This is a genomic window from Pseudoalteromonas prydzensis, assembly GCF_001661495.1.
GTDB lineage: Bacteria > Pseudomonadota > Gammaproteobacteria > Enterobacterales > Alteromonadaceae > Pseudoalteromonas > Pseudoalteromonas prydzensis.
In genome coordinates this window covers 62,332-84,187 of sequence record NZ_BDDT01000014.1, presented here as the reverse complement: position 1 = coordinate 84,187, position 21,856 = coordinate 62,332, and the positions used below count along the sequence as shown (strand labels likewise).

22 protein-coding genes are annotated in these 21,856 nt (G+C 42.6%); 13 read left to right on the top strand and 9 right to left on the bottom strand.

All coding sequences use genetic code 11. The annotated features are described in order from the left end of the window. Positions 1-209: 209 nt before the first annotated feature. The 6 genes from A7968_RS18970 to pspF are packed head-to-tail and all read right to left on the bottom strand — an operon-like array spanning position 210 to position 6,562. Positions 210-971 carry an ATP-binding cassette domain-containing protein gene (locus A7968_RS18970; protein ID WP_064668113.1) on the bottom strand — a complete coding sequence of 254 codons (762 nt, stop codon included), beginning with the start codon at positions 969-971 and terminating at the stop codon, positions 210-212. After that, a complete protein-coding gene (locus A7968_RS18965; protein ID WP_064668112.1) occupies positions 971-1,963 on the bottom strand; it encodes a peptide ABC transporter ATP-binding protein in 993 nt (330 codons plus the stop codon). The genes A7968_RS18970 and A7968_RS18965 overlap by 1 nt, the downstream gene beginning before the upstream one ends. Continuing rightward, on the bottom strand, positions 1,964-2,857 hold the full coding sequence (locus tag A7968_RS18960; protein ID WP_064668111.1) for an ABC transporter permease subunit: 894 nt from the start codon (positions 2,855-2,857) through the stop codon (positions 1,964-1,966). Beyond that, positions 2,844-3,878, bottom strand: a complete 1,035-nt coding sequence (locus tag A7968_RS18955; RefSeq protein ID WP_064668110.1) for an ABC transporter permease — start codon at positions 3,876-3,878, stop codon at positions 2,844-2,846. The genes A7968_RS18960 and A7968_RS18955 overlap by 14 nt, the downstream gene beginning before the upstream one ends. Then, positions 3,878-5,485: an ABC transporter substrate-binding protein gene (locus A7968_RS18950; RefSeq protein ID WP_064668109.1), complete on the bottom strand. Its 1,608-nt coding sequence runs from the start codon at positions 5,483-5,485 to the stop codon at positions 3,878-3,880. Before A7968_RS18950 ends, A7968_RS18955 begins: the two co-directional genes overlap by 1 nt. A gap of 18 nt (positions 5,486-5,503) precedes the next feature. Next, positions 5,504-6,562 (bottom strand): phage shock protein operon transcriptional activator, encoded by a 1,059-nt coding sequence (gene pspF / locus A7968_RS18945; RefSeq protein WP_064668108.1) that lies wholly within the window; start codon positions 6,560-6,562, stop codon positions 5,504-5,506. Between the two features lie 187 nt (positions 6,563-6,749). On the opposite strand from pspF, the gene pspA reads away from it, so the two are divergent. The 8 genes from pspA to A7968_RS18905 all read left to right on the top strand — a co-directional run bounded on the left by pspA (position 6,750) and on the right by A7968_RS18905 (position 13,285). Beyond that, complete coding sequence (pspA, locus tag A7968_RS18940; protein WP_064668107.1) at positions 6,750-7,409, top strand: phage shock protein PspA; 660 nt, start codon at positions 6,750-6,752, stop codon at positions 7,407-7,409. A 60-nt stretch (positions 7,410-7,469) separates the two neighbouring features. Continuing rightward, positions 7,470-7,703, top strand: a complete 234-nt coding sequence (gene pspB / locus A7968_RS18935) for an envelope stress response membrane protein PspB (protein ID WP_064668106.1) — start codon at positions 7,470-7,472, stop codon at positions 7,701-7,703. Then, positions 7,700-8,101, top strand: coding sequence for an envelope stress response membrane protein PspC (gene pspC / locus A7968_RS18930; protein ID WP_064668105.1), 402 nt, complete (start codon positions 7,700-7,702; stop codon positions 8,099-8,101). The genes pspB and pspC overlap by 4 nt, the downstream gene beginning before the upstream one ends. Before the next feature lie 55 nt (positions 8,102-8,156). Next, complete coding sequence (locus tag A7968_RS18925; protein ID WP_371850154.1) at positions 8,157-9,572, top strand: YcjX family GTP-binding protein; 1,416 nt, start codon at positions 8,157-8,159, stop codon at positions 9,570-9,572. Next, positions 9,569-10,612, top strand: coding sequence for a TIGR01620 family protein (locus A7968_RS18920; RefSeq protein WP_064668104.1), 1,044 nt, complete (start codon positions 9,569-9,571; stop codon positions 10,610-10,612). Before A7968_RS18925 ends, A7968_RS18920 begins: the two co-directional genes overlap by 4 nt. A 127-nt stretch (positions 10,613-10,739) precedes the next feature. Next, positions 10,740-11,921 carry a methionine gamma-lyase gene (gene megL, locus A7968_RS18915; protein WP_064668103.1) on the top strand — a complete coding sequence of 394 codons (1,182 nt, stop codon included), beginning with the start codon at positions 10,740-10,742 and terminating at the stop codon, positions 11,919-11,921. 212 nt (positions 11,922-12,133) lie between these two features. Further along, the gene (gene phhA / locus A7968_RS18910; protein ID WP_064668102.1) at positions 12,134-12,931 is read left to right on the top strand and encodes a phenylalanine 4-monooxygenase; all 798 of its coding nucleotides are present in this window, start codon (positions 12,134-12,136) and stop codon (positions 12,929-12,931) included. A gap of 9 nt (positions 12,932-12,940) precedes the next feature. After that, on the top strand, positions 12,941-13,285 hold the full coding sequence (locus A7968_RS18905; RefSeq protein WP_064668101.1) for a 4a-hydroxytetrahydrobiopterin dehydratase: 345 nt from the start codon (positions 12,941-12,943) through the stop codon (positions 13,283-13,285). 67 nt (positions 13,286-13,352) lie between these two features. On the opposite strand, the gene A7968_RS18900 is transcribed toward A7968_RS18905, so the two are convergent. After that, positions 13,353-13,646: a hypothetical protein gene (locus tag A7968_RS18900; RefSeq protein WP_064668100.1), complete on the bottom strand. Its 294-nt coding sequence runs from the start codon at positions 13,644-13,646 to the stop codon at positions 13,353-13,355. Between the two features lie 181 nt (positions 13,647-13,827). Here A7968_RS18900 and hrpA point away from each other — a divergent pair, with 181 nt between their 5' ends. The 3 genes from hrpA (at position 13,828) to A7968_RS18885 (ending at position 18,462) form a co-directional block, all read left to right on the top strand. Beyond that, on the top strand, positions 13,828-17,715 hold the full coding sequence (gene hrpA, locus A7968_RS18895; RefSeq protein ID WP_064668099.1) for an ATP-dependent RNA helicase HrpA: 3,888 nt from the start codon (positions 13,828-13,830) through the stop codon (positions 17,713-17,715). A 64-nt stretch (positions 17,716-17,779) separates the two neighbouring features. Further along, positions 17,780-18,157, top strand: coding sequence for a response regulator (locus tag A7968_RS18890; protein WP_064668098.1), 378 nt, complete (start codon positions 17,780-17,782; stop codon positions 18,155-18,157). Positions 18,158-18,165: 8 nt separating this feature from the next. After that, positions 18,166-18,462: a PilZ domain-containing protein gene (locus tag A7968_RS18885; protein ID WP_064668097.1), complete on the top strand. Its 297-nt coding sequence runs from the start codon at positions 18,166-18,168 to the stop codon at positions 18,460-18,462. A gap of 5 nt (positions 18,463-18,467) precedes the next feature. On the opposite strand, the gene A7968_RS18880 is transcribed toward A7968_RS18885, so the two are convergent. Further along, positions 18,468-19,658 carry a class I SAM-dependent methyltransferase gene (locus tag A7968_RS18880; RefSeq protein ID WP_064668096.1) on the bottom strand — a complete coding sequence of 397 codons (1,191 nt, stop codon included), beginning with the start codon at positions 19,656-19,658 and terminating at the stop codon, positions 18,468-18,470. Between the two features lie 137 nt (positions 19,659-19,795). On the opposite strand from A7968_RS18880, the gene A7968_RS18875 reads away from it, so the two are divergent. Both A7968_RS18875 and A7968_RS18870 read left to right on the top strand, forming a co-directional pair. Next, positions 19,796-20,461 (top strand): HD domain-containing protein, encoded by a 666-nt coding sequence (locus A7968_RS18875; protein WP_064668095.1) that lies wholly within the window; start codon positions 19,796-19,798, stop codon positions 20,459-20,461. Next, on the top strand, positions 20,461-20,850 hold the full coding sequence (locus tag A7968_RS18870) for a VOC family protein (protein WP_064668094.1): 390 nt from the start codon (positions 20,461-20,463) through the stop codon (positions 20,848-20,850). Before A7968_RS18875 ends, A7968_RS18870 begins: the two co-directional genes overlap by 1 nt. 13 nt (positions 20,851-20,863) lie before the next feature. Here the strand turns inward: A7968_RS18870 and A7968_RS18865 are convergent, their stop codons facing one another. After that, positions 20,864-21,853 (bottom strand): response regulator, encoded by a 990-nt coding sequence (locus tag A7968_RS18865; protein WP_064668093.1) that lies wholly within the window; start codon positions 21,851-21,853, stop codon positions 20,864-20,866. Positions 21,854-21,856: the final 3 nt, after the last annotated feature.

Genomic DNA, 21,856 nt, shown 5'->3' with positions numbered 1-21,856 from the left:
AATCCGTCTACCAATTCACAAACTAAATTTTGGGTTTCGTTGCTCTCTACCCAACCTACAGTGATAAATTCAACGCCGGGCTGCTCTGGCTTTTCCTAGGACCTTTCACCTAGCACCTAGAACCTTTTTCTTCAACATACAACCATAGGCAAAATTTAACGCCGGGCAGCTCTAAAACTGATAGCTTACGGCTTACAGCTTTTTCTTTTTCAACAACTCAACAATTTCTGGGTGACTTTTGATTTTGGATTTTGAAATATATCTCTAGTTTTACCGTATTCAACGATTTCACCGTGATCAAGTACCACCAGTTGGTCGCTAATATGACGTACAAGACTTAAGTGATGGGTGATGAGAATATAGCTAAGTCCAGTGTCTTGTTGCAGCTTAAGTAATAAGTTTACAGTTTGTGCGCGCACTGATGGGTCTAGTGAGGAGAGGGCTTCGTCGAGCACCACCACTTTAGGGTCGAGGATTAACGCGCGGGCGAGGGCGACGCGTTGTAACTGACCGCCGCTGAACATGTGAGGGTAATAATGTTGATGGTCATTCAGCAAGCCAACCTTATTCAAGGTGGCTCTAATTTTTTCAGCGCGACTTGGTTTGTCTAAGTTGGTGTTATATTGCAGGCAGTCGTTGAGCATTTCGCCGATGGTGAGGCCTGGGTTTAATGAGGCTTCAGAATCTTGGAAAATCATCCGAATATGGCGACATTGTTGATCCCGTATGCCTTTGTCTTCAATGATAGTGCCATCAAGCAAGATTTGCCCTGTGTCGGCACTGTCAGCACCGGCTAACAATTTTGCGAGGGTACTTTTCCCTGAGCCTGTTTCGCCGATAATGGCCAGCGTTTCACCTTGCTCTAAGCAAAATGAAATGTTCTTTAGTACGTCAAATTTTCTACGTGAGAACAGCCCCGCTCTAAGATTAAAACTTTTTGATAGGGCTTGAACTTTTAACAGAGGCTGCATTATTTCATCGCCTTAATCAACGGAAAATGACACGCATAGCTGTGGCCATGCTGCTTAGTTATAGGCGGTGTGACCACGCAAGCTTTTTGTGCTTTTGGACAACGAGGGCCAAGACGACAGCCGATCGGCAAATGCTGCAAAGTGGGTATGGTGCCTTTAAGTGCATAGAATGGTTCTTTATGGGCAAGCCCTTGCTCGTAATCGGGCAAGCTTTTTAGCAGCGCTTGTGTATATGGATGACGCGGGTGGCTAAAAATACGTTGAGTTGGACCTGCCTCGACCATTTGCCCGCAGTACAGTACATGCATACCATGGGACCAATTGACGATTTCTTCGAGTTCGTGGGAGATCATTAAAATAGACATATTTTTAAGCTGATTTAAACTTTTTAATAATCTAAATACTTGTGCCCGGGTGGTGCTTTCAAGCGCTGTAGTTGGCTCATCAGCAATTAACAGCTTAGGTGTACGGGCAATGGCCATGGCTATCATTACTTTTTGACACACGCCTTCTGAGAGCTCATGAGGGTAGCTTGACAGTACTTTTTCGTGATCTTTGATACCTACTTTGTGGATCAAGGCTTTTACGCGGTCTTTACGTTCGCGGTTACGCTTTAAGAAAAAGCCCGAGCCTGACATTTGGGGTAAGGTTTCGGCAATTTGCTCAAATATTTTCGCAGTAGGATCAAGGCAGCGGCTGGGATCTTGATAAATCATAGCGATATCGCTGCCAACAATTTTCCGTCGTTGTTCGCTTGATAAGCGCATTAAGTCAACCCCGCGCCAGTGCATGCGGTCTGCGGTTATGTGCCAGCGCTTATTTAAAACGCCAACAATGGCTTTGGCGATTAAGCTTTTCCCTGAGCCGGATTCGCCGACTAATGCATGAACTTCGCCTTCTTTAAGGCTCAAGTTTACTCTATCAACGGCGCGGATCACGGTATCTGAGGTACGCAGCTCTATGGTTAAGTTTCGTATATCAAGTAATTGCATTTAGTCAGCCTTACGTGCTTTGAGCACTTGGCGTAGTCCGTCACCCACTAAATTGGTCGACAGCACCGCTAAAAAGAGTAATACCCCAGGCAAACCAACGGTCCAAGGAGCCAAATAAATTAAACCTAGGTTTTCAGCTAAAATTGCCCCCCATTCTGTGGTGGGCGGTTGTGCGCCAAGTTTTAAAAAACCCAATGCTGAAATATCTAGAATAGCGGTAGACAGTGCCATAGTAAAAATAACCACAATGTGCTCATAAATATTGGGGAAGATCCCCCGCGAGAGGATATGCCAATTAGAGGCGCCATCGAGTTTAAAGGCGGTGATGTAGTCTTTACTTAGCTCCGTCACAATCAAGTTACGTACTGAATGAATAAACTGCGGCAGCAGCGCTAAAATAATCGCCCAAACGGTATTCATCAGACCGGGGCCTAATATCGCAATAATAATAATCGCCAATAATAAAGACGGTATCGATAAGGTGATATCGAGCAGGTGATTTAAAAAGCTTGAACGAAGACCACGGCTAATACCGGCAAAGGTGCCAACTAAAACCCCGATGATAGTAGTGATAAGTGCTGCAATCACTGATAAACCAAAGGTATAGGTTGCACCATTCATTAATCGTGATAATACGTCGCGACCTAAGTCATCTGTGCCGAGTATAAACCGCACGTCGCCCATTTCATGCCATGAAGGGGGGATCAATAAGGCATCACTGTGTTGCTGGTTTACGCCATAAGGTGCAATCAGTGGTGCGGCGGCAGCCAAAATTGCGAAGGCGATAAAAATCCATAACCCAACTAAGGCGGGGTGATTGGATTTAAACTTGCGCCAAAATCGCGCCAGTGGCGATTTGTTTGACTCTTCTGAAAATAAATTAAACTTTGCCATGCGCTTGATTCCGTGACAGCGGGTCGAACAAGGTATAGGTTAATTCTGCAATAATCGTAGCCAGAATTACAAACATCGATACCGCTAATAAACCACCTTGAATTGCAGGGTAATCGCGCTGGTAAATGCTATCAATCAACCAACGGCCAATGCCTGGCCACGAGAAAATCACTTCCGTGATCATGGCTAGGGTGATCAAGGTACTAAATTGCAAACCAATTTGTTTTATTACTGGTAACAGCGCATTACGCAGGGCGTGATGAATAATTAATTGGGCACGGTTTAAGCCTTTGGCTCGCGCGGTTTTAATATAGCTTTGATCTAGTACGTTTAACATTGAGTCGCGGGTAAAACGCACTAATACCGTGGTTGGGTACATTGCCAGTACGATGGTGGGTAAAGTTAAGTGATGCAAGGCATCCACTATTGCCATACCTGAGTAGGGGAAATCGGCCAGTATAATATCTAATAAAATAAAACCAGTTTCAAAAGGTATCTCGTAGAGCAGCCCCATCCGCCCAGACATGGGAAACCAACCTAGTTGCAATGAAAACACCATAATTAATAATAATGCCAACCAAAACACAGGCATTGAGTAACCCACTAAAGTTGTCGAATTAACCAGTTTATCTGGCCAGCGGCGGTGGTATGCAGCTGCAAATATTCCTGCTGGCACGCCAACTACTACCGAGATAATTAATGCATAAATACTCAGCTCTAGAGTTGCTGGGAACAGATCAATAATATGGCTAAAAACGCTATCACCAGAGGCAAACGATACGCCCCAATCGCCTTGAACAATACGCGCTAGAAAAGCAAAGTATTGGATCAAATAATTATCATCAAAATGATACTTTTCTTGTAGTTCACTGGTTTGTGAAAAGCTGGTATTACTGATGCCACTTAAATTACTGAGCGGATCACCAGGAAACAAATAACTCAGTGAGAAAGTAAATAAGCTTAAGGTAAACATCATAAATAACAGTAAGCCTAAGCGACGTAAAATATAATGTAAAACCATTATTTTTTCCTCGCGTTAGCTAAGGAAATTGCACCAAATGGGCCAAGTGGAATGCCTTCTACATCGGCACTGCTGGCTTGAAAACGCATACCATGGGCAAGGGGCAGTAGTGGCAATTCACGTATCAGCATAGCTTGTACTTGCTGATAATAGGTTTTACGTTTGGCTAAATCGGTGGTGTCGAGTGCCTGTGTGAGCAGTAAATCAAACTCAGGGTTGCACCAATTTGCAGGGTTTTTACCACTAAAAGCTGCTGTGCAACTTAGCAGTGGGCTGAAAAAGTTATCAGGATCCGGTGTATCTGCAGCCCAACCTAATAACACGCTATCGTGGCGATGCTCACCAATACGCTGAATAAAGGTATTCCATTCATATTCAACAATACTGACATTTACACCAATTTTACGTAAATCGCTTTGCATTAACTCAGCCATTTTACGTGCATTAGGATTATAAATACGACTCACCGGCATTGCCCAAATGGTCATATTAAAACCATTCGGAAACCCGGCATCAATTAATAACTTTTTAGCCAGATCCGGATTAAAGCCTGGTAACTTAGGTTGTGCTTGATACGCCCATGATGTGGGCGGTAATAAAGATTGTGCACGGATACCATTGCCGTAATAAACGGCCTGCATGATTTTTTCAATATCGATGGCATGGGCCAATGCTTGGCGCACACGTAAGTCATCAAAAGGCGGGCGCTGGGTATTAAACGCCCAATAACCTACGTTTAAGTTGGTTTCTTTTTGCACGTTGATGTCGTCACGTTGCGCTAGAATACTCAGCTGCGCGCTGCTTGGATGCGCAGTAACATCGCACTCTTTTGTCAGCATTTTTGCAATTCGCGTTGTACCATTCGGGGTGATGTCGTAAACCAACTGCTCAAGTACCACTGGGTGCTTCCAATAATCTGGGTTGCGGTAATAACGCACTAAATGATCGCGACGATACTCTTTATAAATGTAAGGGCCAGTACCAACAGGGTACTGATCAAACAAATTAAGCTGCTCACGTTGTTTTAACTGCATGGCGTATTCGCGCGATAACACCACGGCAAAATCTGTCGCCATATTGGCTAAAAAGCTGCTCTCGGCATTAAAAAGCTCAAATCGTACTTGGTAGTCAGACACGCGAACAATTTGGCGGATCAGTTGATCAATACCCACACTTTGAAAATAAGGGTAATTGGCATCACCAACAAAGTGATAGGGGTTGTATACATCGAATAAGCGGCTAAAGGTGAAGATCACATCATCAGCGTTAAAGTCTCTACTGGGGGTAAAGTAAGCGGTGGTATGAAATTTTACCCCTTTACGTAAGGTAAAGGTGACCGATTTACCGTCTTTACTTATTTTCCAATCAGTGGCCAGCTCGCTTTTAAATTCAGCCGTAACCGGGTCAATACTGATCAAACGGTCATATAATTGATTAGCAATAATATCAATGGTAGAGCCTGTGGTCGTCACTTGGGGATTAAACGACACAGGGTTAGCCTCAGCGCAATAAACTAAGCCCTGATTCTTTTCTTCTAACGTTTTTTCTTTGGTGTCTAAGCAACCTGTTAGGCATACCGTTAAGATACCAAGTAATAATTTATACACTCGTTTAGCCTCTGACTATTATTGTTGATCTAACAAGTTGTATTTTTTCAAATAGCCTCGTAGTTGATGATACGTCAAACCAAGTACTTCTGCAGTTTTCTTTTGATTAAATTGACTATATTCCAGCGCTTTTTTTATTAAATCTATTTCAAACTCATTGGATAGGTCTTTTAAACTACAAGGAAACTGAAATTGCGGGCGGCTTGTTGCAACAATCTGCTCATCGCTGACAACGGCAATAGGCGCAGCTTCTACAGCTTTTGTAGGCAGTTTTTTAATTCGCTGTTTTGGCCTAAAACGACTTTCAAATGGGTCTAAAATAATCTGGTGAACGGGAATATGTTCGCTGCCATGACGATATAAGCTACGCTCAACCACATTTTTAAGCTCACGAATATTACCCGGCCAGTCATAGCCTTGCAGTATTTCCATGGCGCTGCGGGTAAATCCGCTGAATAGTTGCCAGTCTAAATCTCGGGCCATATTCATCGCAAATTGCTCGGCCAGTAACATGATGTCTTCCTGACGCTCGCGCAGCGGCGGTAAGGTAATAACATCAAACGCGAGCCTGTCGAGTAAGTCGCTTCTAAATTCGCCTTGCTCGGCTAGATAAGGGAGATCTTCATTGGTTGCGCAGACTAAGCGGGTATCAACCTTGACGGTTTGCTTGCCACCTACGCGTTCAAACTCTCCGTACTCAATAACCCGTAGCAATTTTTCTTGCACCATGGCGGAGGTATTTGCTAATTCATCCAAGAACAGGGTGCCGGCATTAGCGCGCTCAAATCGCCCTTCGTGGCGTTTACTTGCGCCAGTGAATGCACCGCTTTCATGACCAAATAATTCACTTTCGAGTAGGTTTTCATTCAGTGCGGCGCAGTTGAGCTTAATGTAATTTTGCTCCCATCGCTTTGATAAAAAGTGCAATCGCGCGGCAATTAGCTCTTTACCAGTACCGCGTTCACCAATAATCAGCACTGGTTTATCTAAACTTGCCAGTTGTGAAACCTGATCAAGCACCGCTAAAAAGCTGTCTGATTGGCCGAGTAAATTATCTTGTTGGCGAAATTGGCTCATATTCCCTAACTCTTAGTCATTTTTACTAACAGTTAGTGTATTTCATAATCAAGGAGAACTAAAGGAATTTGTATTTTTAGTTTAACATTATGAAATTATTACTGTATTTTGTGTTTTATAAAGTTGGCAAGCATATTGTAATAGTAACTGCAGACCAATTAAGTTAAACACTACAGAGGTAAATGTTATGGGAATTTTTTCGCGTTTTGCAGATATTGTTAATTCTAATATCAATGCCATTTTAGATAAAGCAGAAGATCCTGAAAAAATGGTACGTCTTATCATCCAAGAGATGGAAGACACGTTAGTAGAAGTACGTTCAACCTCTGCAAAAACATTAGCAGAGAAAAAAGAACTCGTACGTCGCGTTGACACACTTAAAGAGCAAGTTGCACAGTGGCAAGATAAAGCTGAGCTGGCGCTGAGCAAAGATCGTGACGATTTAGCCCGTGCTGCACTACTTGAAAAGCAAAAATCAGCGCAAGCGGTAACCGCGGTTGAAGAAGAGCTTAACCACGTAGAGTCGCACATTGATAAGCTGCAACAAGAAGTAAGTACGTTACAAGACAAGCTTGCCGACGCTAAAGCACGTCAAAAAGCGATTATTCTGCGTCAACGCTCAGCTGAGTCGCGCCTTGAGGTGAAAAAAGCACTCGACAGCTCTAAAGTTGAAGATGCATTAAATCGCTTTGAACGTTACGAAACTAAGATTGATGGACTAGAATCACAGGTAGAATCGTACGACTTAGGCAAAAAGTCATTAGCTGATGAAATTGCTGATTTACAGCAAAATGAAAAGATTGATGACGAACTAGCAGCGCTTAAAAAGAAGCTTGCTGATAAATAATAATAAATGGGGGCATAGCCCCCAGTGCTTAAACATATAACGGATTGATAGGAGAATATCATGTTCGATGCAGAAGTTTTAATGCCACCAATCATAATTTTTATGGTTATTGTCGCTCCGCTTTGGCTTATTCTACATTACCGTAGTAAAAAGCAAGTTAGTCAAGGTTTGAGCGAGCATGAACATCGCCAACTTGTTGAGCTTGCACACAAAGCCGAAAAAATGGCGGAACGAGTTGAAACATTAGAAGCCTTACTTGATCAAGAGGCCCCACAGTGGAGGCGTAAAGTATGAGTACTAAACGTGAACTGTTAAGAGACCCAGTACGTGGCAAAATAGCTGGTGTATGTGCCGGACTCAGTGATTATTTTAATATGGAATTGTGGTTAGTACGTATTATCGTAGTAACGGCAGTGTTATTAGCGGGTGGCCCGCTGTTTGTAGTTGCTTATATCGCCGCTTGGTTTATTTTAGATAAAAAGCCAGCTAATACTCATGGTAAGACTGATACACAGCAACACGAAGATCCACTTGAAGTAAAATTTAAAGTATGGCAAAAAGGTGAGCCACCACGTCGTGCTTTACAAGATTTAAAAGACCGTTTAGGACGTGTTGATACGCGTTTACAAGAAATGGAACGTTATGTTACTTCAACAGAGTTTACGGTTAGCCGTGAAATCAATAAGCTATAAAGGATTTAATAGCACTTTAGACTAAGTAATTATGTAGCTGAAGTGCTAGCTCATTATGATAAACACTTCATCTGCAAAAAACGCCTTTAATAAGCTTAAAGGGAAGGCTGAAAAAGCCGTACACCGTAGCTTAGACCAACATGTGAAATTAGCGGTTACTGGCCTCAGTGGCAGTGGTAAAACCGCTTTTATTACCGCCTTAGTGAAGCATTTGACTAGCCAAGCGACTGATAAAAACTTACCGTTTTTTGATGTGATGCAGCAACAGCGTCATATCGCTACAAAAATTGTACCGCAGCAAGCGCTAACCATTCCGACCTTTGATTATACAAAGGCTTTGAGTGCATTATTACCGCTAGAAGGCCAGCCACACTGGCCTGCCTCAACTGAACGTATAAACACTTTACGCCTTGCCATTAAATACCGCAGTGACAGTGGTTTACGGGGCCACTTTGCACCGCAATCAACCTTGTATTTAGACATTATTGATTACCCTGGTGAGTGGCTGCTTGATTTACCTATGCTAGAGCAAAACTATCAACAGTGGAGTGAGCAGCAATATGCACTGTTACAGCGCGCTCCACGAGTTGAAAAGGCACAGGCATTTTTAACTGCGCTTAGTGAACTTGATCTAAATGCCCCCGTTGATGAACACGCGTTAAGCGAGATTGCCGCGCATTATCAAACGCTGTTAATCGGTCTTAAAAAAGACACTAAGCTTGCCATGTTGCAACCAGGGCGGATGTTGATGCCTGGTGAATTACAAGGCGCGCCACTGTTGTTGTTTTTTCCTGTTGCCAAGTTTACTGATGAAATTATTGCGGGCTCGAACTTTGCGCATTTAAAGAAACGCTTTGATGCGTATGTCAAAGAGGTGGTTAAACCGTTTTATAGTCAACATTTTCGCAATTTTGATCGGCAAATCGTGTTGGTTGATGTGCTTAGTGCGCTCAATGAAGGGCCAGAGACATTACAAGAGCAAGGTGATGTGATCAAACAATTACTTGCCCATTTTAACTATGGCGAAACGGGCTTTTTAAAACGTTTATTCAAACCAAATATCGATAAGCTGTTATTTGCCGCTAATAAATCGGATCACATCAGTAGCGCGCACCATAAAGACTTAGCCTTGCTGCTTGATTCGTTAGTGCATGAGCAAAGTAACCATTTAAAATTTGATGGTGTTAAAATTGAAACCATGGCGATGTCATCAATTGCTGCAACGATGCCAAAGCAAGTGGTTGAACAAGGCAAAACCCTTAATTGTATTTATGGTAAGCCGTTATTAGAGTCGCAATGGTTGACTTATTTACCGCCGCAGCCACCACTGCGAATTCTGGGTAAAGACGAGTGGCCAAGTCATGGCTTTGAATTTTTATCCTTTGCGCCAATGCCAAGCCCAGATAAGCAGTTAAAACACATTCGTTTGGATCATGTCATGCAGTACCTGTTAGGAGACAAATTAACATGAGCGAGACCACATCAGGATTTCAAGCTGGTAGACGTATTGATACCAGTGAACAGCCTTTAGAGAATGAACTCACCTTGACCCCAGCAAAAGTAATTGATCAAGGTGACTATGAAGATCAACACGTAAATGACGCGCCGCTGGACGAGGAAATTGATTTAGCGCCAGTTTATAAAAAATCAAAATGGCAAACGCTTAAAGCTGTCTTTGTTATTAGCTTTATAACTTTAGTGTTAGCTGAATTTATATTTTCTATGGTTGTGACATTTCAGCAATCTATCATCTTAGGCAGCGTATATTTAATTGCAGTGCTGAGCGGGGTGTTGTTATTAGGCAAGCTATTATGGCGTGAGTATAGAATGTTGCGTAGTTTAAAGCGCAATCAATTGCATCGCCATGAGGCAGATAGACTACTGAATAGCGAACAAGTGGGAGGCGCATTACCTTGGCTTGAAAAGCTCAATAAACATCAGCAATTAACCGGCTTTGACGAGTTTAAAGCCAGTATTGATAGCCATCATAGCGATAAAGAGATCATGACCTTGTACGCCGATAGCTTGTTAGTGAAACAAGATACCCAAGCGAAAAAGCTGATCAACCGTTTTGCTACTGAGTCTGGTTTATTAGTGGCGCTTAGTCCTTTGGCACTGGTGGATATGATGGCGGTGCTGTGGCGGGGCACTAAACTGATTGAGCAAATCGGTAAGATATACGGTATCGGATTTGGTTATGCTAGCCGGATCAAGCTTTATAAAATGCTGATCAAACAAGTGATGTTTGTTGGCAGTGCTGAGTTAGTATCTGATTTAGCGGCAACAGCGCTCAGTGCGGAATTATTAGGTAAACTATCAGGGCGCGCAGCACAGGGCTTGAGTGCAGGGATATTTACTGCACGTATTGGCTATAAAGCCATGGAATTAAGCCGTCCATTACCGCGACTTGAACATAAGCGTAGTTTACTCAAAGGCACCGCGCAGTTGATTGCGAGTAAAATTGTATCTCGTAAAAAAGCGACAACAGAGAGTTCAGCAAGCACAAACTGACAAGATATCTGTACAGTGACTTTGGGTCACTGTACAGAAGATAGCCATCTGAGCATCCGGCATGCTTGTGATCTAGAAGCTGATACGCTTTGATTATGATATTAATAATAATCAAAAAGATCAGACAATGAACACACTCCACATCGACAGTCAATGTATCCACGGACCAGAAAAAGCCAACGATCCACATGGCGCGCTAACCGCACCCTTATACCAAACATCAACGTTTCACTTTAGCAGTGCCGCGCAAGGGGCTGCGCGTTTTGCCGGTGAAGAGCCCGGCTATATTTATACCCGTTTAGGTAACCCAACCACCACAGAGCTTGAACAAAAGGTTGCCCAACTGGAAAGCTGCGAAGCCGCAGCCGCCACCGCAACGGGAATGGGCGCTGTATCAGCATCGGTATTAAGTTTTCTCTCACAAGGCGATCACTTAGTGGCATCAAGCGCTTTATACGGCTGTACGTTTGCGTTCTTCGCGCATATGTTACCGCGTTGGGGAATTGAGGTGACCTTTGTGGATATGACCGATGAACAACAATTACGTGATGCAATTAAGCCAAACTCAAAAATGATTTTTGCAGAAACACCAGTCAACCCAACCATGGCAGTGATTGATTTAGCGTTAATAGGCCAAGTGGCAAAACAGCATAACTTGATTAGCGTAATAGATAACACCTTTCTTACCCCGTTACTGCAAAAGCCAATGGATTACGGCATTGATTTAATTGTTCACAGCGCCACTAAATATTTAAATGGCCATGGCGATGTGGTCGCAGGGTTAGTGTGTGGCTCAGATGAACATATTAACTTAATTAAAATGACGGTACTTAAAGACATTGGTGCAACCATTAGTCCCCATGATGCCTGGCTAATAAACCGTGGTTTAAAAACATTAGCCATACGAATGCAGCGCCATTGTGAGAGTGCGCAAGTGATTGCTGAGTTTTTAGAGCAACACCCACAAGTGAATACCGTTTACTATCCGGGGCTTGCCTCTCACCCTGGGTTTAAGTTTATTGGTAAGCAAATGAAAGCGGCCGGTGGCGTGATTGCTTTTGAGCTAAAAGGCAACTTAAAAGATGGCGAACAGTTCATTAATAATACTCAGCTGTGTACGCTTGCTGTGAGTTTAGGTGATGCTGAAACACTGATCCAACACCCTGCATCGATGACCCATTCTCCGTATTCACCAGAAGAAAGAGCCGCAGCAGGTATCAGCGATGGCTTGATCCGGTTATCCGTTGGTCTTGAAGATGTTAACGACATAATTAACGATCTTAACCATGCCTTTACTTGCATTGGTTGATTTGTAATTTTAAGTTTACACCTCAGTCGCTTTTAAGGCCTTTAAAATAAAGACTGTAAACTTTTCGAGCTTTAACTGTAATTAAATCTATACAAAAGTCAGGTCGGTGCCAATTGTTGATATTAGCCCAGCTATTAAACTTTGTCTTACATTTGCTTAGTATCCCCTTAACACGTTGACACCGATACCGGTTTAACAGCAAGAAGGTTATTATGGCTAAAGCAAGTAAATACACCTCTAGGACACCAGATGAAAATGGCGTGATCCATTGGAGCGAAGAAGAAAATAAAATATGGTCAGAATTAGTCGCACGCCAATTAAAATGCATTGCAGGCAAAGCGTGTAATGAGTATATGGAAGGCCTTAAAAAAATAAACCTTCCTCATGATCGTATTCCGCAGTTAAGTGAACTTAACGAGGTATTATTAGCGACAACGGGTTGGCAAGTAGCACCTGTGCCGGCGTTAATTGATTTTGATGAATTTTTTCGTCTGTTAGCGAACAAGCAGTTTCCCGTTGCTACGTTTATTCGAAGCCGAGAAGAGTTTGATTACTTACAAGAGCCGGATATTTTCCATGAAATATTTGGTCACTGCGCTATGCTTACCAACCCTGATTTTGCTGAGTTTACTCATAAGTATGGTCAGTTAGGGTATGCGGCTGAGAAAAAAGATCGTGTTTATTTAGCGCGTATGTATTGGTTTACTGTTGAGTTTGGCTTAATGCAAACAGATGAAGGTTTGCGCATTTATGGCGGCGGCATATTATCAAGCCCTGGGGAGACACAATATGTGTATTCAGATAAGCCTGAGATCAAGCCAATGAACGTACTAGATGTACTACGTACGCCGTATCGAATTGATATTATGCAGCCTTTGTACTACACCATTAATTCTATCCATGATTTATTTGATATTTCACAGTTGGATATTATGGCGTTAGTTGCGCAAGCAAAAGAATTAGGGTTACATGACCCAAAGTTTCCTCCTAAAGAAAAATTAGCAAGTTAAGGATTTAAGATGTCATCACTAAGCGCACAAAAATGCGAAGCCTGTCACGTAGACGCTCCAAAAGTATCAGATGCTGAGTTAGCTGAACTAATTAAGATGATCCCTGATTGGGTGCCTGAAGTACGCGACGGTATTATGCAATTAGAGCGTGTTTATAAATTTAAAAACTTTAAACAAGCTATCGCATTTACTAACAAAGTAGGTGATATGGCTGAAGATGAAGGTCATCATCCCGGCCTATTAACAGAATGGGGCAAAGTAACAGTAACCTGGTGGAGCCACTCAATTAAAGGTTTACACAAAAATGATTTTATTTGTGCGGCTAAAACGGATGACGTTTTCGCTGCTCTATAAATAAAACACAGCATATTGTTCTGCCCAAAGAACATAAAAGGCGCTTAATTAGCGTCTTTTTTATTATTTAAACTAGTGACCAGAGTGCGTAAATAGGCAGTAAGCCAGCCCAAACACTGAGTATTATGACTAGTAACGCACTCTGCCAAAGTGGTAGTTTTTCCGGCTTAGGTTGTTGCCAGTTTTTATCAACTAATATGATCGATTTAAAATCAGCTTGAAAATTTTCTTCCACGCTGTAAATACGATTATCAAGCGTGTAATCAATGGCATCTCTTAAAGTGGTTAAACCGGCTTTATTGCCTAAAATGCAATCGGAGTCGACTTCATTATAAATTTTGATCCAAGGTTTATCTGACATTTATAGTCCTTTCCAGTGCCACGAAATTATTTAATGGTTTTAATAGTATTACATTATCAGAAAATCCCTACAGTCTGCAGCTTGAACATTTATATTATTTTATATCGCAGCAACGTTAACCCTCGCGGCGAAGTTTGCTACAATCGTGCGTCTTTATTCAAATTTTAGAAGGTAGTTGCGGGTGGTTAACCTAGGTCAATTGTTTGGTGAGCTAAAAACGTGTTTAAGAAAAGATCAATTCATCTTTAAAAAACGCCTTCACGGCATAAAAAAAATAACCGATGCAACAAAACAAGCCGCTGTGATTGAAAAAATCACTGCCGATATTGCTCGTAGCCAACAATTGCGTGAGGTGCGCTTAGCCCAGTTACCTAAAGTTACTTACCCAGAGCAACTCCCTGTCAGTCAGAAAAAAGACGATATTAAAGAGGCTATCGCCAATAACCAAGTGGTGATCATCGCCGGTGAAACTGGCTCAGGTAAAACCACGCAAATTCCAAAAATGTGTTTAGAACTTGGTCGTGGTGTTGATGGCTATATAGGTCATACTCAGCCAAGACGACTTGCAGCGCGCAGCGTAGCGGATCGGATTGCCCATGAAATGCAGTGTGAGCTTGGCCAGCAAGTCGGTTTTAAAATTCGTTTTAGTGACCAAGTATCTAATAACAGCTACATAAAGTTAATGACTGACGGTATTTTACTGGCGGAAATTCAACAAGACCGGTTTTTAAACCAGTACGACACCATCATTATTGATGAAGCCCATGAGCGCAGTTTAAACATTGACTTTATTTTAGGTTACTTAAAAAACCTATTGCCAAAGCGTCCCGATTTAAAAGTGATTATTACCTCGGCGACTATCGATCCAGAGCGATTTTCAAAGCACTTTAATGATGCGCCAATTATTGAAGTATCAGGGCGAACATTCCCCGTTGATGTACGTTACAGGCCACTTGTTGAAATTGATAAAAATGACATGGAAGCCGAGGGCGATCAGCTGCAAGGCATATTTGATGCTGTTGATGAACTTTGCCAAGAAGGTCCCGGTGATATACTGATCTTTTTAAATGGCGAACGTGAAATTCGTGATACGGCTGATGCATTAAGCAAACGTAATTTAAAAGGGGCTGATGTATTACCGCTTTATTCGCGATTATCAAATGCAGAACAAAATCGAATTTTTGCCCCGCACAGTCGCCGGCATATTATTTTATCGACCAACGTTGCTGAAACCTCACTGACCGTGCCAGGAATTCGTTACGTAATAGACCCAGGTACCGCGCGAATTAGTCGTTACAGTTATCGTACTAAGGTACAGCGCTTACCTATTGAGCCGATATCACAAGCCAGTGCCAATCAGCGAAAAGGCCGCTGTGGTCGTGTTGAAGCGGGTATTTGTATTCGCTTATACGCTGAGGATGATTTTAATTCACGCCCAGAATTTACCGATCCAGAAATACTGCGCACTAACTTAGCGTCGGTTATTTTAAAAATGTTGGGTTTAGGCTTAGGCGATATGGCGCAATTTCCATTCGTACAAGCCCCAGATAGCCGTAATATTAACGATGGTTTAACTTTGCTGGAAGAGCTTGAAGCGGTTAAACCAAGTCGCAACAATAGCAATACGCAACTTACTAAATCGGGTATTGAATTGAGCCGTTTACCGGTTGACCCGCGTTTAGCTAAAATGGTGCTGACAGCGCAAAAACTGGGAGCACTGCGCGAAGTTATTATTATTGTGGCGGCTTTGTCGATTCAAGACCCTCGCGAGCGTCCGCAGGAAAAGCGCGCTGCAGCCAATGAAAAACATGGCCGTTTTGACGACCCTGATTCAGATTTTATCGCCTTTTTAAATTTGTGGAACTACCTAGAAGAGCAGCAAAGCGAGTTGAGCAATAGCCAATTCAGAAAGCTGTGCCAAAAAGATATGCTCGCTTATATGCGTATTCGAGAATGGCAAGATATCGTTTATCAGCTCAGTACTGTGTGTAATGAAATGGGCATGAAAGCCACCACCAATGTTGCCGATGGCGATAAAATCCATCAAGCGCTACTGAGCGGCATGTTAAGTCACATTGGCTTTAAAGATGATAAGCAAGTTTATAAAGGTGCGCGTAATAGCCAGTTTCATATTTTTCCAGGCTCTGGGTTATTCAAGAAAAGCCCTAAATGGCTGATGTCGGCAGAGCTGGTTGAAACCAGTAAACTATATGCGCGTATTAATGCGAAAATTAATATTGATTGGGTTGAACCACTTGCGCAGCATTTAGTAAAACGCAGTTACAGTGAACCCCATTGGGAGAAAAAGCCCGGTGCGGTCATTGCGTTCGAGCAACAAGTGCTGTACGGGCTGATTATTGTCTCTAAGCGCCGCTGTGTGTATAGCAATATCGACCCAAAAGTGAGTCGCCAGTTGTTTATCCGCAGTGCTTTAGTTGAGCAAGACTTAGGTCAAAATGAAGGTTTTTTACAATTTAATCGTGAATTAATTGAAGACATTCAAACTTTAGAAAATAAGAGCCGTCGTCGTGATATTTTAGTTGATGAGCAAACTTTGTATGAGTTTTACGATAGGAAAATTCCAGCTCAGATCAACAGCCGCGCGGCATTTAACAAATGGTACAAAACACAAAAGCAGCAGGATAAACAGTATTTGCACATGACCCGTGATGAGCTAATGCAACACGGCGCCAATAGCGTTACTGAATTTGATTACCCAGATGTATGGCAACAAGGTAATTTGATGTTGCCGCTGAGCTATCACTTTGATCCCGGCCAAGCGGTGGATGGTGTGGCAGTGCAAATTCCGGTGGCTTTATTAAATCAAGTGGAAGAAACAGGCTTTGATTGGCATATCCCGGCATTTCGACATGAGTTGATCACTGGTTTAATTAAGTCGTTACCAAAATCGTTACGTCGTAACTTTGTGCCAGCCCCAAATTATGCGGATGCCGTACTGGCTGCCATTGAGCCAATGCAAGGTAGTTTTATTGAGGCGTTAAGTACGCGATTATTACGTATGACGGGGGTGAAAGTGGAGCCGGCGGCATGGGATCTCACTACATTGGCAACACATTTACGCTTACAGTTTGAAGTGCGAGATGATAAAGATACTGTACTTGCACGAGGTATGGATTTAGCGAAACTCAAAACGCAATTACAAGGTAAAGTAACGCAAACCTTGTCTAAAGTTGCGGATAAAGGCATTGAGAAAAGTGACCTGCTGCAATGGGACTTTGGTAAGTTACCGGTATCCTATGTGAAAAAACAAGGTCAGTATGAAATCAAAGCATACCCTGCGCTGGTGGATAAAAAGTCGTCTGCGGCGGTTGAATTATTTGATAATGAGGTTAAAGCCCAAGCCGCACACCAACAAGGTTTGCGCCGTTTAGTGTTACTAAATGTACCGTCGCCGATCAAATATTTACAACAAAACTTACCCAATAAAGCAAAATTAGGTCTATATTTTAACCCGTTTGGTAAAATTGCTGATTTAATTGATGACTGTATTGCCGCAGGCGTTGATAGTCTATTGGTAAAATTAGGTGATGTTCGTACCGAGCAGGCGTTTGAGCAAGTAAAAGAGCAAATTCGCGGCGAGCTGGGTGATGTGGTTGTGGGCATTGCAACTCAAGTTGAACAAGTACTCAGCATTGCCCATGCACTGCATAAAAAGATGAAAGGCCGTGTTGATTTAACCATGATCACTGCGCATGGTGATATTAAAAGCCAACTTGAATCGTTAATTTTTAAAGGTTTTGTTTCAAGCCATGGGGCTGACAAACTCAGTGACCTAATTCGTTACTTAAAAGCGATAGAAAAGCGTCTAGAAAAGTTGCCTGTTGATCCAAATCGTGACAGATTATGTGTACTTGAATTAGATAAAGTTGCGCAAGAGTATCAAAAACTGCTGAAAAAAGTGCTAACTGGGATGCCTGTACCACAACAATTACAGGATATATTTTGGATGCAACAAGAGCTAAGAGTATCTCTTTTTGCACAAACGTTAGGCACACCGTATCCGATTTCAGCAAAACGTGTGCTAAATGCTTTGCAAGAAATTGATTGAGTTAGATATCACTGAGTTTATCTAAAAGGAAACATTCGTAAGATGAGAAGGAACTGTATTAATTATGCGCTCATCCGCTAACAAACCTCCGCGTTTACTGGTTGTAGACGACGAGTACTTTAATTTTGAGATGCTCAAAGTTGCTTTATCAGCAAACTTTGAGCTCAGTTATGCTGAATCAGGTAAAAGCTGTTTATCGTCAGCAATTGCTAATCCTCCGGATGCTATTTTACTGGATGTATGTATGCCCGGGTTGGATGGCTATGATACTTGTAGAATGCTGAAAAACACCCCTGAAACGCGGGATATTCCAATTGTGATGGTGTCAGGCTTAGAATCTGCACAAGAACAACAAGCTGGCTTTGAGGCCGGTTGTGATGCGTATGTAGTAAAACCTTTTTCTGTAGTGGGGTTGTTGGAAAAAATAAATACTGTGGTGTAGGAGGTCAAATGCTCAATGAAGATAAACGTAACTTTAGACGTATGCAGTTAAATGCCCGTGCCAAACTAACGACTCTTGAGCCTATTGCTGATCAACAATTTGATGTCGTCTGCGTTGATTTAAGTGCAACTGGCTTATCAATACAGTTAGATGAATTACTTGAACTGGGCACCATAGTAAAGGTTAATATTGACTCTACTAGCCCCGCTATTGCACCACTTAATGCCACTGCTAGAGTAATTCGTGCCAGCAAAGAAAGTGATGGCACGGTGACCGCAGGGCTTGAAATAATGCAGTTTAACTAGCGAGACTAGTACACTTTACAGATCAAGCCTTTTAAGTAAAAACCTTCCGGGTAGCTACCTGCAATTGGGTGATCCGCTGCTTGATTTAAGCGTTCCATGATCAATAAATCTTTGCCAGCATCGAGCGCCGCATCGGCAACCACTTTTTGAAACAAGTTTTGATCCATTAAGCCCGAGCATGAGAAGGTTAACAAGGTGCCACCAGGTTTTAAAATTTGCATGGCAATCATATTGATGTCTTTATAGCCACGACATGCACCAGTTAGCTGCGCTTTATTATCAGCAAATTTTGGTGGGTCCATCACAATTGTGTCAAATAGCACGCCGTCTTCACGATATTGACGGAGTAACTTAAAAACATCTTGTTTAACAAAATCAACACGGTTTAAATCTAACTCGTTGTGTTCAACATTACGTTTTGCGGTATCCAGCGCTGGTTGTGATACATCGACGTTGGTTACATGTTCACAGCCGCCGCGCAGTGCATATAATGAAAATGTGCCGGTGTAACTAAAACAGTTAAGCACTTTTTTATCTTTTACAAAGCGCTCTAACGCTGCTCGGCTATCACGTTGATCAAGGTAGAAGCCAGTTTTATGGCCTTCAAGAATATCGACTTCAATTTTAAAGCCGTTCTCTTCGATTAATACCGGCTGTTCTGGTTTGTCACCCCATAATACGCCCATGGTTGGCTCTAAACCTTCTTTGCTACGTACATCGACATCAGAGCGCTCATACACGTTACAACCTGGGAAAATAGCGAGCAGGGCACCAACAATTTCACCTTTATGGCGCTCTGCACCGGCACTTAATAACTGACACACTAAAAAGTTGTCAAATTTATCAATGGTTACGCCTGGTAAAAAGTCAGACTCGGCGGCACATAAACGAAACCCGGTTAAGCCACCCTCAGCAATTACTTGCTCGCGAGCAGCTAATGCGCGACGTAAACGACGCTCAAAAAACGCTTGGTCGATGACTTCTGTTTCATCAAAGCTCCACACACGCGCACGAATTTGTGAGTGCGGGCTGTAAGCTGCGGTGGCTAAATATTTACCATTGTTATCGTGAATGGTTACTGTGTCACCTAAACTCGGTTTACCTTTTATTTTTTTGATGGCTTTTGAAAACAACCAAGGGTGTTTTCTTTTTAGTGATTTTTCACGACCAGCTTCTAGGTATACGACAGATGACATTAGGCTTCTCATTACGGATAAATAAGAGCGTATTTTAGTGAAGCAGGCTCGAACATACAATGAATGTTTTGCACAACCCCCTATAACCGCGGTAAAGTAATGGTAATTCAATGCATTAATTTGAAATTACAGAATTTATGGAACAACGTTTGCCCGTTTTAGCATTATCTGAGCCGTTACAACAGCTAGAAAATCATTGTCGTGCCTTCATTATGTCGTTAGTAAGTGCTGATGTCGCCCACGATATAACTCATATTGAGCGCGTGGTAAGAGTCGCTAAGCAATTATGTGTTGCTGAGCAAGCGGATATGAACATTGTTTTACCTGCTGCATGGTTACATGATTGTGTTGCTGTGGCTAAAAATCATCCCGATCGTGCCAGAGCATCGACAATGGCTGCTGATAAAGCGATCACCTTCTTAACGACGATTGACTATGATCCGCAATTTTTTAAAGCCATTCATCATGCTATTGCTGCTCACAGTTTTAGTGCCAATATCGCGATTGAAAGTGTTGAAGCGCAAATAGTCCAAGATGCCGACCGAATGGATGCACTTGGCGCGATTGGGGTTAGCCGCTGTATGAAAGTAGGGGGCTCAATCGGGCGCAATTTATATCATCCGGACGATCCATTTTGCGAGCAACGCAGTCCAGATGATACTTTGTATACATTAGATCACTTCTTCATCAAGCTGTTGCATATTGCAAAAAGTATGAATACACCGTCAGCAAAGGCAGAAGCGGCGCGTCGTACTGAGTATATGCGGGTGTTTATTGAACAACTTAAATCGGAGATAGGCTAATGGCAATACCTGCTTTATCTGGTGTCGACCATTGCCACTTAAATGTGGTGGATCTTAAGCAAGCTGTGAGCTGGTACAAAACGGTATTAGGCTTTGATATTGTGCCAGAGCTGGCTTTTTGGGATGAAGGGAAAGGGCCGTTAACTTTAGAAGATGCACAGGCGACCATCCGTTTAGCGCTGTTTGAGGCCGAAGGCAAAAGTAAAGGTATTGCCTTTGCTGCATCGGGTGAGCAGTTTATTGCCTGGTTAAAGCACTTACATGCGCTCAATATTAAAACCGTAATTGCAGATCATCAGGTGACCTATTCGGTTTATTTTCAAGATTTAAGTGGCAATAGCCATGAAATTACCTCTCATGACCATGTTTACATCGCTGCGAATATATAACCGCTCTACACCGCTAATTTTGATAGAGAGAATACACTTCTAAAATTGCATCTAGTTGGCCCTCAAATAAAGCTACCAGTTGCGGATCAAAGTGTTTGCCGGCTTGTTCGCGCATATGTGCAAATGCTTCCTCAACGCTCCAAGCTTGCTTGTATGGGCGTTTTGATGTGAGGGCATCGAATACATCAGCAATCGCAACAATTCGCCCTTCAATAGAAATTTGCTCGCCTTTTAGACCCTTTGGATAACCAGAACCATCCCATTTTTCATGATGCTCCATGGCAAGTAAGTGTGCCAGTTGCAATAATGGCGATGGTGAGTTGGCTAATATTTTTGCGCCAATTTGCGCATGCTCTTTCATATACTCAAACTCTTCACTGGTTAATTTACCTGGTTTGAGTAGGATTGCATCGGGTATACCAATTTTACCTACGTCGTGCATCGGGGCGGCTTGTCTTAGTAGCTCAGCGTGTTGTTCATCCATACCGTAAGCCAGGGCTAAAATTTTACTGTATTTACTCATCCGCGCAATATGTTCGCCGGTATCGGTATCTTTGTATTCAGCGGCGCAGCCTAAGCGATGAACCAAGTCAACATGGGCTTGCTTTAATTGTTCTGCTTGTACTAAGGATAAGTGAGTTTTAACCCGGGCGCGCACGATTGCTGGGCTGATAGGCTTGGTAATGTAATCTACCGCACCAATTTCAAAGCCTTTAAATTCATCACTCTCATCGGCAAGGGCGGTGACAAAAATGATCGGAATATGTTGTGTTTGCGGGTTTTCTTTTAAACGCTGGCATACTTCAAAGCCGCTCATGTTCGGCATCATAATATCGAGTAGAATGAGTTTGGGTAGCTCTTTTGCAACGAGTGCAAGCGCGGCATCCCCCGACTTTGCAAAAGACAGGCGATATTGATCCCCTAAAACTTCGCGCATTACTTTAAGGTTTGCGGGCTCATCATCAACAACTAAAATACGTGCACGTTCAGTGTTAAAATCCATCAG